The sequence below is a fragment of the Chryseobacterium sp. JV274 genome, from assembly GCF_903969135.1.
Taxonomy (GTDB): Bacteria; Bacteroidota; Bacteroidia; order Flavobacteriales; family Weeksellaceae; genus Chryseobacterium.
Genome location: NZ_LR824569.1, coordinates 2,876,587 through 2,890,706, shown reverse-complemented (window position 1 = coordinate 2,890,706; position 14,120 = coordinate 2,876,587). Strand labels below are relative to the sequence as shown.

Sequence of the window (14,120 nt, the reverse complement as noted above, 5' to 3'; positions counted from 1 at the left end):
GATTAAGGTTACTTAAAAAACTTTAAAATTTTCTTTCAAAACATTTGGTCATTAAGAAATAAAGTTTTACTTTTGCACTCGCAAATACGGAGCGCCACTGACAGAAGAGAGTGCTTCGTTACAAAGCGAAAGATATAAAGATCATTGACATACAATATAACAACCAAGTAAGGAAAAACTAAAGCGTAAAAAAACTTTGAGTGAGTCAGACAAACATACAATGGAGAGTTTGATCCTGGCTCAGGATGAACGCTAGCGGGAGGCCTAACACATGCAAGCCGAGCGGTATTGTTTCTTCGGAAATGAGAGAGCGGCGTACGGGTGCGGAACACGTGTGCAACCTGCCTTTATCTGGGGGATAGCCTTTCGAAAGGGAGATTAATACCCCATAATATTTAGAATGGCATCATTTTAAATTGAAAACTCCGGTGGATAGAGATGGGCACGCGCAAGATTAGATAGTTGGTGAGGTAACGGCTCACCAAGTCAACGATCTTTAGGGGGCCTGAGAGGGTGATCCCCCACACTGGTACTGAGACACGGACCAGACTCCTACGGGAGGCAGCAGTGAGGAATATTGGACAATGGGTGAGAGCCTGATCCAGCCATCCCGCGTGAAGGACGACGGCCCTATGGGTTGTAAACTTCTTTTGTATAGGGATAAACCTACCCTCGTGAGGGTAGCTGAAGGTACTATACGAATAAGCACCGGCTAACTCCGTGCCAGCAGCCGCGGTAATACGGAGGGTGCAAGCGTTATCCGGATTTATTGGGTTTAAAGGGTCCGTAGGCGGATCTGTAAGTCAGTGGTGAAATCTCACAGCTTAACTGTGAAACTGCCATTGATACTGCAGGTCTTGAGTGTTGTTGAAGTAGCTGGAATAAGTAGTGTAGCGGTGAAATGCATAGATATTACTTAGAACACCAATTGCGAAGGCAGGTTACTAAGCAACAACTGACGCTGATGGACGAAAGCGTGGGGAGCGAACAGGATTAGATACCCTGGTAGTCCACGCCGTAAACGATGCTAACTCGTTTTTGGTTTTTCGGAATCAGAGACTAAGCGAAAGTGATAAGTTAGCCACCTGGGGAGTACGTTCGCAAGAATGAAACTCAAAGGAATTGACGGGGGCCCGCACAAGCGGTGGATTATGTGGTTTAATTCGATGATACGCGAGGAACCTTACCAAGGCTTAAATGGGAAATGACAGGTTTAGAAATAGACTTTTCTTCGGACATTTTTCAAGGTGCTGCATGGTTGTCGTCAGCTCGTGCCGTGAGGTGTTAGGTTAAGTCCTGCAACGAGCGCAACCCCTGTCACTAGTTGCCATCATTAAGTTGGGGACTCTAGTGAGACTGCCTACGCAAGTAGAGAGGAAGGTGGGGATGACGTCAAATCATCACGGCCCTTACGCCTTGGGCCACACACGTAATACAATGGCCAGTACAGAGGGCAGCTACACGGTGACGTGATGCAAATCTCGAAAGCTGGTCTCAGTTCGGATTGGAGTCTGCAACTCGACTCTATGAAGCTGGAATCGCTAGTAATCGCGCATCAGCCATGGCGCGGTGAATACGTTCCCGGGCCTTGTACACACCGCCCGTCAAGCCATGGAAGTCTGGGGTACCTGAAGTCGGTGACCGTAAAAGGAGCTGCCTAGGGTAAAACAGGTAACTAGGGCTAAGTCGTAACAAGGTAGCCGTACCGGAAGGTGCGGCTGGAACATCTCATTTTAGAGCGTCGTAAGACGATAAAAAAACAAAGGTACTTAAATGTACCATGCACTTACTTCAAAGTAAAGCTTTAGTTTTTTGTTTGGTTGGTTATATAAAAAATACAACACCCACTAGAAATTAGTATAGGGAAAGAGATTGAGAAATGAAGAAGAGGAAAAGTATAACTTACTTACTCATCCCCATAACTCATATAAAGTCTCGTAGCTCAGCTGGTTAGAGCGCTACACTGATAATGTAGAGGTCGGCAGTTCGAGCCTGCCCGAGACTACTAATTAAAGCGGCTGGCAAATAGCTTATAGCTGATGGCAAAAATGCCAGAAGCCAGAAGCAAATAGCCAACAGCAACTAGAGGGGGAATTAGCTCAGCTGGCTAGAGCGCCTGCCTTGCACGCAGGAGGTCAAGGGTTCGACTCCCTTATTCTCCACAGTTTTGGAAGACTGATTTAAAAGTTACGGATAGAGCCAAAAACAATATCTGTTCATCAGTTGTACAAAAAGAATTTAAGATCATTGACATTAACGGTAAAGACATCACAAAGAGATAACCGAGCACTTTCGAGTGCCGAGTTTATAAAAATATCGATAAATTAAATTTATCAAAAAATACTGAACTAATATAATTATTAGGAAAGAAATCGTTAAGGGCGTATGGCGGATGCCTAGGCTTTCAGAGGCGACGAAGGACGTGGTAAGCTGCGAAAAGCTGCGGGGATTGGCACACACGAATTGATCCGCAGATGTCCGAATGGGGCAACCCGGCTGGTTGAAGACCAGTCACCTCGTAAGAGGAGCAAACCCGGAGAACTGAAACATCTAAGTACCCGGAGGAAAAGAAATCGAAGAGATTCCGTAAGTAGTGGCGAGCGAAAGCGGATTAGCCCAAAAGCTGATATATGTTTAATAGAATGTTCTGGAAAGAACAGCCGTAGAGGGTGATAGCCCCGTATATGAAAGGCATATTTGAGTGATAAATGAGTAGGGCGGGACACGTGAAATCCTGTCTGAATATGGGGGGACCATCCTCCAAGGCTAAATACTCCTGAAAGACCGATAGTGAACAAGTACTGTGAAGGAAAGGTGAAAAGCACTTCGAATAGAAGGGTGAAATAGAACCTGAAACCGTACGCCTACAAGCGGTCGGAGCAGCATTAAGCTGTGACGGCGTGCCTTTTGCATAATGAGCCTACGAGTTAATTTTACTAGCGAGGTTAAGGTATTAAGTACCGGAGCCGGAGCGAAAGCGAGTCTGAATAGGGCGTATAGTTAGTAGGATTAGACGCGAAACCTTGTGATCTACCCATGGGCAGGTTGAAGCTCTGGTAACACAGAGTGGAGGACCGAACCGGTTGACGTTGAAAAGTCTTCGGATGACCTGTGGGTAGGGGTGAAAGGCCAATCAAACTGGGAGATAGCTCGTACTCTCCGAAATGCATTTAGGTGCAGCGTCGTATATAAGTTTATTAGAGGTAGAGCTACTGATTGGATGCGGGGGTTTCATCGCCTACCAATTCCTGACAAACTCCGAATGCTAATAAATGTTCTACGGCAGTGAGGGCATGGGTGCTAAGGTCCATGTCCGAGAGGGAAAGAACCCAGACCAACAGCTAAGGTCCCAAAATATATGTTAAGTTGAAACAACGCGGTTGGACTGCATTGACAGCTAGGATGTTGGCTTGGAAGCAGCCATTCATTTAAAGAGTGCGTAACAGCTCACTAGTCGAGCGGTCCGGCATGGATAATAATCGGGCATAAACATATTACCGAAGCTATGGATTTGTACTTTATGTACATCTGGTAGGAGAGCATTCTATTTGCGCTGAAGCAGTACTGTGAGGTATTGTGGAGCGGATAGAAAAGAAAATGTAGGCATAAGTAACGATAAAGCGGGCGAGAAACCCGCTCACCGAAAGACTAAGGTTTCCTCAGCCATGCTAATCAGCTGAGGGTTAGTCGGGACCTAACGCGAACCCGAAAGGGGTAGTGGATGGACAATGGGTTAATATTCCCATACTTGCTCACACTAAAAAGGGGACGGAGTGCCGTACTTACTGGAGACTGACGGAATAGTCAAGGCCTAGCCTTCGGGCGAAGCTGCTGTAGGGAAAGTGCTTCCAAGAAAAGCCGAAGTGAAGCAACCCGTACCAAAACCGACACAGGTAGTCGAGGAGAGAATCCTAAGGTGCTAGAGTGAATCATGGTTAAGGAACTAGGCAAAATAGTCTCGTAACTTCGGGAGAAGAGACGCCATCAGCAATGGTGGCCGCAGTAAAGAGGCCCAGGCGACTGTTTATCAAAAACACAGGACTCTGCAAAATCGAAAGATGCAGTATAGGGTCTGACACCTGCCCGGTGCTGGAAGGTTAAGGAAGGTGCTTAGGGTTAAACCGAAGGCATTGACTGAAGCCCCAGTAAACGGCGGCCGTAACTATAACGGTCCTAAGGTAGCGAAATTCCTTGTCGGGTAAGTTCCGACCTGCACGAATGGTGTAACGATCTGGGCACTGTCTCAACCATGAGCTCTGTGAAATTGTAGTATCGGTGAAGATGCCGATTACCCGCAATGGGACGAAAAGACCCTGTGAACCTTTACTATAACTTCGTATTGACTTTGAGTAAGTAATGTGTAGGATAGGTGGGAGGCTTTGAAGCTTGCACGCTAGTGTAGGTGGAGCCAACGTTGAAATACCACCCTTTACTTACTTGGAGCCTAACTTCTTAAGGGAAGGACATTGCGTGGTGGGTAGTTTGACTGGGGTGGTCGCCTCCAAAAGAGTAACGGAGGCTTTCAAAGGTACCCTCAGCACGCTTGGTAACCGTGCGTAGAGTGTAATGGCATAAGGGTGCTTGACTGTGAGACCTACAAGTCGATCAGGTGCGAAAGCAGGACATAGTGATCCGGTGGTTCCGTATGGAAGGGCCATCGCTCATAGGATAAAAGGTACTCCGGGGATAACAGGCTAGTCTCCCCCAAGAGCTCACATCGACGGGGAGGTTCGGCACCTCGATGTCGGCTCGTCACATCCTGGGGCTGGAGAAGGTCCCAAGGGTTGGGCTGTTCGCCCATTAAAGTGGCACGCGAGCTGGGTTCAGAACGTCGTGAGACAGTTCGGTCTCTATCTATTGCGGGCGTTAGATGTTTGAGAGGGCTTGATTCTAGTACGAGAGGACCGAATTGAACAAACCTCTGGTGTATCAGTTGTACCGCCAGGTGCACTGCTGAGTAGCTACGTTTGGAAGAGATAAGCACTGAAAGCATATAAGTGCGAAACTCGCCTCAAGATGAGACATCTTTTAAGGGTCGTTGGAGATGACGACGTTGATAGGCTACAGGTGTAAAGACAGTAATGTCATAGCCGAGTAGTACTAATTACCCGTAGATTTATAGCCTAATATGGCGCACGAAAGTGCAGCAAGGTTACCTCTTTGTGAAAGTTTTTATCGAAAATAACCAGGTAGCAGATGGTAGCTATTGGGAAGCAGGTAAAACCTGTATCCTTTTATCTATACCGTGCAGCCTTATATACCTTCTTTAGGGTGGTTTTAGCGGTGGGGCTCACCTGTTCCCATTCCGAACACAGAAGTTAAGCCCACCAGCGCCGATGGTACTGCGAAAGCGGGAGAGTAGGCCGCCGCCAGTTTTTATTTTATTTTTAAAAAATCCTTTATCATAAGATAAAGGATTTTTTTTTGCTGTATACCCAAACCAAGCACAACCCTAAAAGATAAGTAATGAGCAATAGATATACATCATTGATACATACTCCACTCCGTAGAGTCTATACAATACCTTTTAAATTTTATAATTAAGTAGATCTAAGATTATCAATTTATCAATCACTTAAATATTAAAACATCTATAGTATTCCTTTGAACTCTTAAGATTCTAATAAGCCTTGATTCCTACGGAATGACATAATCGGAAAAAGGGATATTAGTTCGATTTAGAACTTATCATTTCTCATCCACAGTTCATACGCAGAACCCAGAGCCACACAACTCATCATTCATAACTTATAATTCATAATTAGACTTCTTCCTAGCCCCGATAGTAATGGTTACCCCGCAGCATGCCTGGGAGAGCCAGTGGGATGCAGCGTAGGGCAGCCTGGCGTGAGGAGTATGAATGGATAGCGGGAGAAGGCTTCTGAAATTTGTTAAAGTATTTCCTCATCACTCCTATTTTATCGTATATATAAATCTTACTTAAGAATACTTTAAATTTAAGCTTATAAATCGATTATTATACTTGAAGGCTTACTCAGATGTAAGAAAGATGTATAACTTACCAAAATCCATCTTATTTTAATTCAAAAGAAATAAAAAACCGCTTCTCTAAAGAAACGGTGCTATTTTATCACATTTTGATTTTCAATCTTACATATCACTGTTTGTGTCCGGGCATTTGAAATCATCACTGCAGGTAGCGCAAACAATTACTCCGCTGCAATAATACATACAGAAATCTATTTCAGGAAGAGTAGCACCTCCAGAAATGTTTTTTAATTGATCTTTTTGTAGTTTTTTTAAATTTTTCATATTTTTTTAATTAAAAATTTGTAGGTAAAGTAAAAATAAATAAAATATTTTAAATTAAACAGGATATGGTATATAAAAAAATAAATTTTAATGAAACCAGTGTCTCTTGAATTTATTAGAAACTCAATTTTATTTAAATATTTGATTATTAAAGGAATAAATATTATTTTTAAGTAAGCGTTATCCGAAAAGCTTATAGAGTAGGAAATACTAAAAATCAAAAACTATGAAAAATCTAAAAAAACTTTCAAGAGAAGACAAGAGAAGTATTGTAGCCGGAGTAGACTTCCCGGCCTATTGTTTTGAAGGCGGAGGCCCAGGAGAAGGAGGATGCTCTGCGGGGGAGATCTGTTCAGGTGGAAAATGTGTGCCTTACGGAGGAAATCCGGGAGGTGGAGGAAATCCTGGCGGTGGTGGTGATTCTTATACCTGTATCTGTCCGTGGGGAACTTTTACACAGCCTACACCATGTCCTGAATTTTATTGTATAACAGGATAAAACAAAATGATTAAACATCAATTTGCTATGTAAATGTGTTTGTATATTTCTTATAATAAGGAATAGAATAAAAAAGGCTGTCTCAACGTTGAGACAGCCTCTTTATTTATTTTTTAATCAATCCTAATTCGATCAAGCGTTCATGCAGGAATTCTCCGGCAGTTGTATCTTCGTATAGTTTTGGATTATTTTCGTCTACACAATTTTCAAGTGCATTTAAAGACATTGCACTGATAGGATGCATAAAGAAAGGAATTGAATATCTTGAAGTACTCCACAGCTCTCTTGGCGGGTTTACCACTCTGTGGATTGTAGATTTCAGTTTGTTGTTGGTATGTCTTGAAAGCATATCTCCAACATTAATCATCAGTTCATCCGGTTCTGCAATGGCATCAATCCATTCTCCGGTGTGGTTCTGAACCTGAAGTCCTTTCCCTTGTGCTCCCATTAAAAGAGTAATAAGGTTAATGTCACCGTGAGCAGCAGCTCTTACAGCATCATCCGGCTCTTCAGTAATTGGAGGATAATGAATAGGTCTTAAAATAGAATTTCCTTCTGCTATTTTGTCATCAAAATAAAATTCATTTAAACCAAGGTGCAATGCTAAAGCTCTTAGAACATACTGTCCTGTTTTCTCAAGCATCTGGAATGCTTCTTTACCCACTTCGTTGAATTTCGGAAGTTCTTCAACGATTACATTGTCTGGATACTCAGTTCTGTATTTTGAATCATCAGACAAATATTGCCCAAAGTGCCAGAATTCTTTTAAGTCTCCTCTTTTGAAACCTTTTGCAGTTTCTTTTCCAAATCCTACATAACCTCTCTGGCCGCCAATACCTGGAATCTCATACTTCTTTTTTGTTTCCACTGGCTGTTCAAAAAAGTTTTTTACCTCTCCATACAAATCATCCACTAGGTTGTCATCAAGAAAGTGGCCTTTTAAGGCTACAAAACCAATTTCTTCATAAGCTTTTCCGATTTCATTTACAAATTTCTGTTTGCGTTCCGGGTTGTCCGAAAGGAAATCACGCAGGTCTACACTAGGTATTTTATCCATTTTTAGAAATTTACGAATAGCAAAATTACATTTTTTTTAAATTAAATGATTTTAAAATCATTATTTATAAGTTAAATTTGCTGTATGAAAAAATATTCTTCTAAGAGAAGTATCCAAATACTTGCACATCTTCTTCAACAGTACGGAATTGCTGATATTGTAATTTCTCCGGGGTCAAGAAATGCTCCTTTGGCCATTCATTTTTCAGAGGTAGATAGTTTCAACTGTTACAGTATTGTAGACGAAAGAAGTGCTGCTTTTGTGGCAATGGGAATGGCGAAAAGCGAAAAGAAGCCGGTAGCAATTACCTGTACCAGTGGATCTGCAGTGGTAAATTACTATCCTGCTGTTACTGAAGCTTTTTATCAGAATATTCCACTTTTGGTACTTACTGCTGACCGACCGACTGATTATGTTGATCTGTTCGATGGGCAGACGATAAGACAGAAGGATGTTTTTCATCAGCATTCTTATGGTGACTTCCAGCTTTTGGAAGACAGCAAAGAACATGCAGAAGATATTAATTTCGATATCATTAAAAAAGCCATTGAACTTTGCTTTGAAAAGCAGGGGCCTGTACATATTAATATTCCATTGGAGGAGCCTTTGTATGAGCTTGTATCAGAACTTCCTACTTTTCCTACGGTAGAAAAAACAATCAAGCATAAAGAGTATGAAATCCCTTCAAATTTAATTGCAGAATGGCACACTTCACAAAGAATTATGCTGTTGGTAGGAACAAGAGATTACAGTCCTGAGTTGGAAAATCAATTGACGCAATTGGTGAAAAACCATTCTGTTATTGTTTTAAGCGAAGCTAATTCTAACCTGCATCATGAGAAGTTTTTCAAACATATAGACCGCTATATATTTAATTTTACAGAAGAAGACTATAAAACCTATGCCCCCGACCTGTTGATTACAGTAGGGCAGAATGTAGTTTCCAAAAAAGTAAAACAGTTCCTGAGAAGTGCCCGTCCTAAGCAGCATTGGCATCTGGATGAAGTATGGCAGCCGGATACTTATTTCTCACTGACAGAAAAAATTGAAGTTAAGCCTGAAGTTTTCTTCTCAAAATTGTTGAAATTTATCAATCTGGAGCCTAGACCTTATTTTAACCTTTGGGACGTTTTAAGGGATAAAAAAGATGCTAAACACGAGCAGTTTTTAAATACGATTGATTTCTCAGATTTTTATTTCTTCAATAAGGCTTCACAGACGATTCCTGAAAATTATAACATCCATTTCAGTAATTCTTCCGGGATCAGATATGCACAGCTGTTTGATTTTGGAAAACGAAAAATGTACTGTAACAGAGGAACAAGTGGTATTGACGGATCTACTTCTACGGCAATGGGGTTTGCTATTAAAAATGAAAACCCTACTTTACTGATCACGGGAGATTTAAGTTTCTTTTATGATATCAATGGACTTTGGAATCAATATATTCCGCCGTTCGTAAGAATTATGATCTTCAATAATGGTGAAGGAAATATCTTTAAAATCATTCCTGGTCCCGGAAATGCCAACCCGAATACATTAGACGAGTTTATTGCCACAAAACACCGTAAAAATGCAGAATCTCTTGCCAAGCACTTTGGGTTCTCCTACATAAAGGTAGAGGATGAAATTACGCTTGACAGAGTTCTTGAGAATTTCTTCAAACCTGACGCACAGCCAAAAATCCTTGAAGTAAATACTCACGGGAAGAATAGCGCAGATGTACTGAAGTCATACTTTGAATTTATGAAATAATCTTAAAGATCAAGATATTCTTCATTCCCCGGCAGATTGATAATTCTGTCGATGGGATAGATGAACATATCATCAAAATCATTCAATGCATTAATGATCTGGAAATGGGTGAATTGCTTTATATTTTGTAAAGTGATCTCCGTTTCTTTGATCTTTTTATGCTTTAAAAGATGTTGTCTTTGTACCCCGTTCAGAAGATAGGTAGCGGGAGTAAACCAGTCTTTCCCTTTTAAAAATAAAAGGTTGGAAAAAGAGGTGTCGGTGATATGATTATTTTTAACGATGATAATTTCTTCTGCTTTGGATTTCATCTTCATTTTATCCAACTCTTTACGGTCTTCAAACTTAAATGAATAATCAAAACTGTTGTTCTCTACCAGCTTGAAATTCTGAATCTCAGGAATAGCATAAGGAATCATCTGTGTCCTGACTCTTTTGTCGAGATCATAAGAAATTCTTAGTTTGAAAAGACCATCCTCGTCATGCTGCAGATTTTTGTAGATCTTGGCCAGATCAATAGAGTCTTCTTTCCCAAAATGGGAAAATGTTTGATTGACACGTTTCTGGTGTAAGTCTAATAGAAAAATCTCCTGATCTTCTACTTTAATGCTTTCAATGAATTGGGACATAGATTTTATTTTTCATTTCCTGATACTCGTCTTCTAATTTACTCATATGCGTTATACCGCCTCCGCTTTTGAAATAGAGTTGATTTCCTTCTTTTTCTATAAAACGGATCATCACACAGCTGTCAACATTTTCGCCGTCAAACCAGCCGCAAACGCCCGTGTAATATCCTCTTTCATACCCTTCCGCATCCAGAATTATTTCCAGCGTTTTAGGCTTGGGAGCTCCTAAAATAGAGCCAGCAGGAAGAAGCTTCTGCATAATACTTCCTACTTTTCCATCAAATTCAGGTTTTATTATTCCTGAAATTTCAGAACTCATTGCATACAGATCCTTTTGCTGGGTTTTGATGAAATCAATATGCTGGAACTGGTCCACACTTACATCATCAGCCACCATGCTCAGATCATTCCTGAGCAGATCTACTACAGTGTAATGTTCTGCTTTTTCCTTTTTATCATTTTTCAGTATTTCCGCAGCATTTTCAATAGAGGCATCAATAGTACCTTTCATGGGATAGGTTAAAATTTTACCGTTAATGATCTTTACAAAAGTTTCAGGAGAAAAAAATACAAAAAAATCTTTATAAAAAACTTTATACTTTGCATTTGAATGATAAAAAATCTCTTTTAAGGTTAAATTTGTCTCTATTTTCGTTTTTCTAGTATAGTTTACTAAATAAGAGTTTCCCAAACGAATATTTTTCTGAACCTTATCAAAGCCGGTTTTAAAGCTTTCCAACGTTTCAGGAAACGACTTCCAGAGTACTTTTTTATCTAGCGTGTGTGTTTCTTTTATGTTTGAAAACTCTTGAAAATCAATAATTAAACCTGATTTTTCAATTTCATGTTGCTGATATATTTCGACATTCTCCGAGAGAAAGTCGATTACGAAAAAATAGGGAACCTTCTGAAGAGAAAGCTCGTCCATTTCCATAAATTTTTGATGATTCATTGAAAACATTCTGCAAAAATAATTATTGATGTTTACTTTTGCATAAATTTTTTATGATGCAGAACAAATATCCTCAGAAACCGGGACTAGATTTTATATTGAAGCAGGCTTTTTTTTATTGGAATAAAACACTGGTCTTTCAGTTGATGTTTTCCATCATCTTTTTTGCAATATTGCTTACCGCTGTTATGCTTTTTGGAGCGAAATATGACGTTTTCTCTTACAATAAAGAATTGGAGGAGGCCTTTTTGCAAGGCACTAAGGTGTATCTGAAAAAAATGGAAGAAATAACAGCTACCGAAAATTATCAGATGTTTACACTGGCCATCTGGGGAACTACAGCGTTTTTGTATCCATTAAATCTTGGGATGTTCCAGATCTTCAGGAAAATTGATCTTAAAGAAAATATTGTGATCGGGGATCTGTTCGCAGGGTACAATGGGCTCAACTTTTTTAAATATGTAGGGTATTTTCTTTTCTGGTTCTTTATTTACAGATTTACAATTCCTACCGTAATACTGGCGGTGGTTTGGGTTGCAGTGACCCTATTTGTAGCGCCGCTCATGTTTTTTACGAATAAAAGGATATTTGAAGCAATTTCTCTGAACTTTAAAGCCCTTAAAATGTATTTTGTGGAAATAATGGTTTGTGTAATTGTTGCTTTTCTATTTAAGTATTTGGGTTTTGCTCTGTTTTTGATAGGAGGACTTTTCACATTCCCGTTTTGGAATGCTATGATATATTCACTTTATAAAACTGTTTTTTCAGAGAAAAGTTAAAATTCATTCGTGTTTGATATGATTTTTTACTAAAAAAAGCTAAATTTGGTAAAATCATTAAATATTTAAACTATGTCTGAATTTAACGAATTTGATCAGCAAGGCTCTGTACCTAACAGAGATACGGGGTCGATTATTTCTCATGCCTTTGAAATGTATAAAGGTGTTTTCGGTTACGGAATCGTAGCAATGATTATTTATCTGGTTGGAGGATCTGTTATTCAGATGCTTACTGGATTTGACTCTGCTTCTATCGTAGAAGATATGAAATCTTCAGGAGGTGACTTTAATTATTGGAGTGCTCCGGGACTTCCTTTGTATATGGGTGCTTCCAGTCTTTTCGGTCTCTTATTATCTCCTTTGTATGTAGGATTGATCTACATGGTGAATAAATATAATACCAAAAGTCCTATTGAGTTTTCTGATCTATTCATCGGATACCGTCAGAATTTTGTAAATATATTGATCTACAGTCTTCTATCGGGGATTATTTCTTCAGTTGCTCTTGCATTGTGTGTGCTGCCTATTATTTTTGTATATCCTTTCCTTTTATTAGGGTATCCAATTCTGTTATTTGAAAATGCTTCAGCTACAGATGCCTTAGGGAAATCTTTCAATATTGCTAAAGAAAATTATGGGATTTTCTTACTAACCGGATTCTTAGGGTTTCTGATCTCTATTGCAGGGGTTATTCTTTGCGGAATTGGGGTAATCTTAACCGCTCCGTTTATTATGATTGTAATGTACTCTACGTATTGTGCTTTCTTAGGAAAACCAAGACAAATTATGTACAGTAAATAAATATAAAATACATGATGAATAAGGACAAACAAATAAGCAGTGTTGCGATAAAGCAGATGTCGTTGCTGGCCATTATTGTGGTATTGGCAGGGTTGATCTGTTTTAATCTGGCATTGTTTATTCCCTCCGTTTTGGGAGCAATCACCATTTATGTAGTCTGCAGGAAGTATAACTTTTATCTGCAGGAAGAAAAAAAATGGAAACCTTCGCTTGCTGCGTTTGCATTAATGTTTGCGAGTCTTATCGTTCTTATTCTTCCTATCTATTTTATTGCCGATCTGATTATTGATAAGCTGGGAAATGCACAGGCTTATATGGCCAAGTTCAATATTTTCCTGGATAAAATACATTCTTATATTTTCTCTAAAACAGGATTTGATATTCTGAGCAAAGAGAATATGGCAAAACTGAAAGATAATGTAGGGAAGTTTTCTACATCTGCAGTCAGTGGTACTTTCAATACGCTTACCGTAGTGATGTCCATGTATTTTATACTCTATTTTATGTTGGAAAGACCAAGACTCTTCGAAAAGATTCTTACTTCTTCCGCACCATTGAAGAGATCCAACATTGCTTTGATTGGCGATAAAATGAGAAAACTGATTATGGCCAATGCTATCGGAATTCCCGTTGTGGCAGTAGGACAGGGGATCGTAGCGCTTATAGGATATCTTATTTTTGGGGCACCGGGAGCAATACTCCTTTTTGCACTGACGGCAGCAGCTTCAGTAATTCCTGTGGTAGGAACTGCTATTATATATGCTCCGGTGTGTATCTTTATGATTGCTGAAGGAAATACAGTACAGGGAGTCGGCTTAGCAATCTATTGTGTTGTTGTGGTTGGCCTTACAGATAATCTTCTTCGTTTTACCCTTTTGAAAAAACTGGAAAATATCCACCCTTTGAATACTGTATTCGGAATTATCATGGGAATGAATCTTTTTGGCTTCATGGGGCTTATTTTCGGGCCTATTCTGATCTCACTGACACTTCTTCTGGTTCAGGTGTACAGAAATGAATTTTCAGACGAAGATACGCCTCCAGACCTCGAATTACCCAATAAGAATGATCTTGAAGAAAAATTAATTTAATTATATAAAAGCGTGGAAGGAATCAATCCGGAAATATTAAAAGAAATCTGTGTCATGAAAATGCCTTTCGGGAAGTATGAAGGAACGGTCCTGGTAGATCTTCCGGTAAGCTACCTGGAATGGTTCAACAGAAACGGAATGCCAAAGGGAAAACTGGGAATGCAGCTTTCAACAGTTTATGAGATCAAATTAAATGGTCTGATGGATCTTTTGACTCCTATCAGAGCAGCAGTAAGAAACGGATTATAAAAATTAAAATATTTCAATCTCAGAATAAAGCTTCG

Annotated in this window: 10 protein-coding genes, 2 tRNA genes and 3 rRNA genes; 11 read left to right on the top strand and 4 right to left on the bottom strand. The window is 39.7% G+C overall.

What is annotated here, in order from left to right; all coding sequences use genetic code 11:
• The first annotated feature begins 217 nt into the window (after positions 1–217).
• From CHRYMOREF3P_RS13330 to rrf, 5 genes are all read left to right on the top strand, one after another.
• A 16S ribosomal RNA gene (locus CHRYMOREF3P_RS13330) occupies positions 218–1,734 on the top strand.
• A gap of 197 nt (positions 1,735–1,931) precedes the next feature.
• Positions 1,932–2,005, top strand: a tRNA-Ile gene (locus tag CHRYMOREF3P_RS13325).
• Between the two features lie 83 nt (positions 2,006–2,088).
• A tRNA-Ala gene (locus CHRYMOREF3P_RS13320) sits at positions 2,089–2,162 on the top strand.
• A 203-nt stretch (positions 2,163–2,365) separates the two neighbouring features.
• Positions 2,366–5,124 (top strand): 23S ribosomal RNA (locus CHRYMOREF3P_RS13315).
• A 143-nt stretch (positions 5,125–5,267) separates the two neighbouring features.
• Positions 5,268–5,375 (top strand): 5S ribosomal RNA (gene rrf / locus CHRYMOREF3P_RS13310).
• Together the 16S, 23S and 5S rRNA genes with 2 tRNA genes alongside form the textbook arrangement of a ribosomal RNA operon.
• 736 nt (positions 5,376–6,111) lie before the next feature.
• Here the strand turns inward: rrf and CHRYMOREF3P_RS13305 are convergent.
• Positions 6,112–6,273 carry a bacteriocin-like protein gene (locus tag CHRYMOREF3P_RS13305; RefSeq protein ID WP_175627299.1) on the bottom strand — a complete coding sequence of 54 codons (162 nt, stop codon included), beginning with the start codon at positions 6,271–6,273 and terminating at the stop codon, positions 6,112–6,114.
• A gap of 226 nt (positions 6,274–6,499) precedes the next feature.
• Between CHRYMOREF3P_RS13305 and CHRYMOREF3P_RS13300 the strand changes: the two genes are divergently transcribed.
• Complete coding sequence (locus CHRYMOREF3P_RS13300; RefSeq protein WP_077419382.1) at positions 6,500–6,772, top strand: bacteriocin-like protein; 273 nt, start codon at positions 6,500–6,502, stop codon at positions 6,770–6,772.
• A 106-nt stretch (positions 6,773–6,878) separates the two neighbouring features.
• Here the strand turns inward: CHRYMOREF3P_RS13300 and CHRYMOREF3P_RS13295 are convergent, their stop codons facing one another.
• Positions 6,879–7,829, bottom strand: coding sequence for an isopenicillin N synthase family dioxygenase (locus CHRYMOREF3P_RS13295; protein WP_047381935.1), 951 nt, complete (start codon positions 7,827–7,829; stop codon positions 6,879–6,881).
• 84 nt (positions 7,830–7,913) lie between these two features.
• Between CHRYMOREF3P_RS13295 and menD the strand changes: the two genes are divergently transcribed.
• On the top strand, positions 7,914–9,584 hold the full coding sequence (gene menD / locus CHRYMOREF3P_RS13290; RefSeq protein WP_180564820.1) for a 2-succinyl-5-enolpyruvyl-6-hydroxy-3-cyclohexene-1-carboxylic-acid synthase: 1,671 nt from the start codon (positions 7,914–7,916) through the stop codon (positions 9,582–9,584).
• A gap of 2 nt (positions 9,585–9,586) precedes the next feature.
• Here the strand turns inward: menD and CHRYMOREF3P_RS13285 are convergent, their stop codons facing one another.
• Together CHRYMOREF3P_RS13285 and CHRYMOREF3P_RS13280 are read right to left on the bottom strand one after the other, a co-directional pair.
• Entirely contained in the window at positions 9,587–10,213 is a 627-nt protein-coding gene (locus tag CHRYMOREF3P_RS13285) for an aminotransferase class IV (protein ID WP_077419385.1), read from the bottom strand.
• A complete protein-coding gene (locus CHRYMOREF3P_RS13280) occupies positions 10,197–11,174 on the bottom strand; it encodes an aminodeoxychorismate synthase component I (protein WP_077419386.1) in 978 nt (325 codons plus the stop codon). Before CHRYMOREF3P_RS13280 ends, CHRYMOREF3P_RS13285 begins: the two co-directional genes overlap by 17 nt.
• A gap of 47 nt (positions 11,175–11,221) precedes the next feature.
• Between CHRYMOREF3P_RS13280 and CHRYMOREF3P_RS13275 the strand changes: the two genes are divergently transcribed.
• The 4 genes from CHRYMOREF3P_RS13275 to CHRYMOREF3P_RS13260 all read left to right on the top strand — a co-directional run bounded on the left by CHRYMOREF3P_RS13275 (position 11,222) and on the right by CHRYMOREF3P_RS13260 (position 14,085).
• Positions 11,222–11,944, top strand: a complete 723-nt coding sequence (locus CHRYMOREF3P_RS13275; RefSeq protein WP_232539029.1) for a hypothetical protein — start codon at positions 11,222–11,224, stop codon at positions 11,942–11,944.
• Between the two features lie 72 nt (positions 11,945–12,016).
• Positions 12,017–12,745: a beta-carotene 15,15'-monooxygenase gene (locus CHRYMOREF3P_RS13270; protein ID WP_047381924.1), complete on the top strand. Its 729-nt coding sequence runs from the start codon at positions 12,017–12,019 to the stop codon at positions 12,743–12,745.
• Positions 12,746–12,756: 11 nt separating this feature from the next.
• Positions 12,757–13,836, top strand: a complete 1,080-nt coding sequence (locus CHRYMOREF3P_RS13265; protein WP_077419388.1) for an AI-2E family transporter — start codon at positions 12,757–12,759, stop codon at positions 13,834–13,836.
• 21 nt (positions 13,837–13,857) lie between these two features.
• A complete protein-coding gene (locus CHRYMOREF3P_RS13260; RefSeq protein ID WP_077419572.1) occupies positions 13,858–14,085 on the top strand; it encodes a DUF3820 family protein in 228 nt (75 codons plus the stop codon).
• Positions 14,086–14,120: the final 35 nt, after the last annotated feature.

Bases quoted from the DNA above. Each gene is read 5' to 3' on its own strand.
- CHRYMOREF3P_RS13305 (WP_175627299.1), bottom strand. From the start codon at position 6,273: ATGAAAAATTTAAAAAAACTACAAAAAGATCAATTAAAAAACATTTCT.
- CHRYMOREF3P_RS13300 (WP_077419382.1), top strand. From the start codon at position 6,500: ATGAAAAATCTAAAAAAACTTTCAAGAGAAGACAAGAGAAGTATTGTA.
- CHRYMOREF3P_RS13295 (WP_047381935.1), bottom strand. From the start codon at position 7,829: ATGGATAAAATACCTAGTGTAGACCTGCGTGATTTCCTTTCGGACAAC.
- menD (WP_180564820.1), top strand. From the start codon at position 7,914: ATGAAAAAATATTCTTCTAAGAGAAGTATCCAAATACTTGCACATCTT.
- CHRYMOREF3P_RS13285 (WP_077419385.1), bottom strand. From the start codon at position 10,213: ATGTCCCAATTCATTGAAAGCATTAAAGTAGAAGATCAGGAGATTTTT.
- CHRYMOREF3P_RS13280 (WP_077419386.1), bottom strand. From the start codon at position 11,174: ATGTTTTCAATGAATCATCAAAAATTTATGGAAATGGACGAGCTTTCT.
- CHRYMOREF3P_RS13275 (WP_232539029.1), top strand. From the start codon at position 11,222: ATGCAGAACAAATATCCTCAGAAACCGGGACTAGATTTTATATTGAAG.
- CHRYMOREF3P_RS13270 (WP_047381924.1), top strand. From the start codon at position 12,017: ATGTCTGAATTTAACGAATTTGATCAGCAAGGCTCTGTACCTAACAGA.
- CHRYMOREF3P_RS13265 (WP_077419388.1), top strand. From the start codon at position 12,757: ATGATGAATAAGGACAAACAAATAAGCAGTGTTGCGATAAAGCAGATG.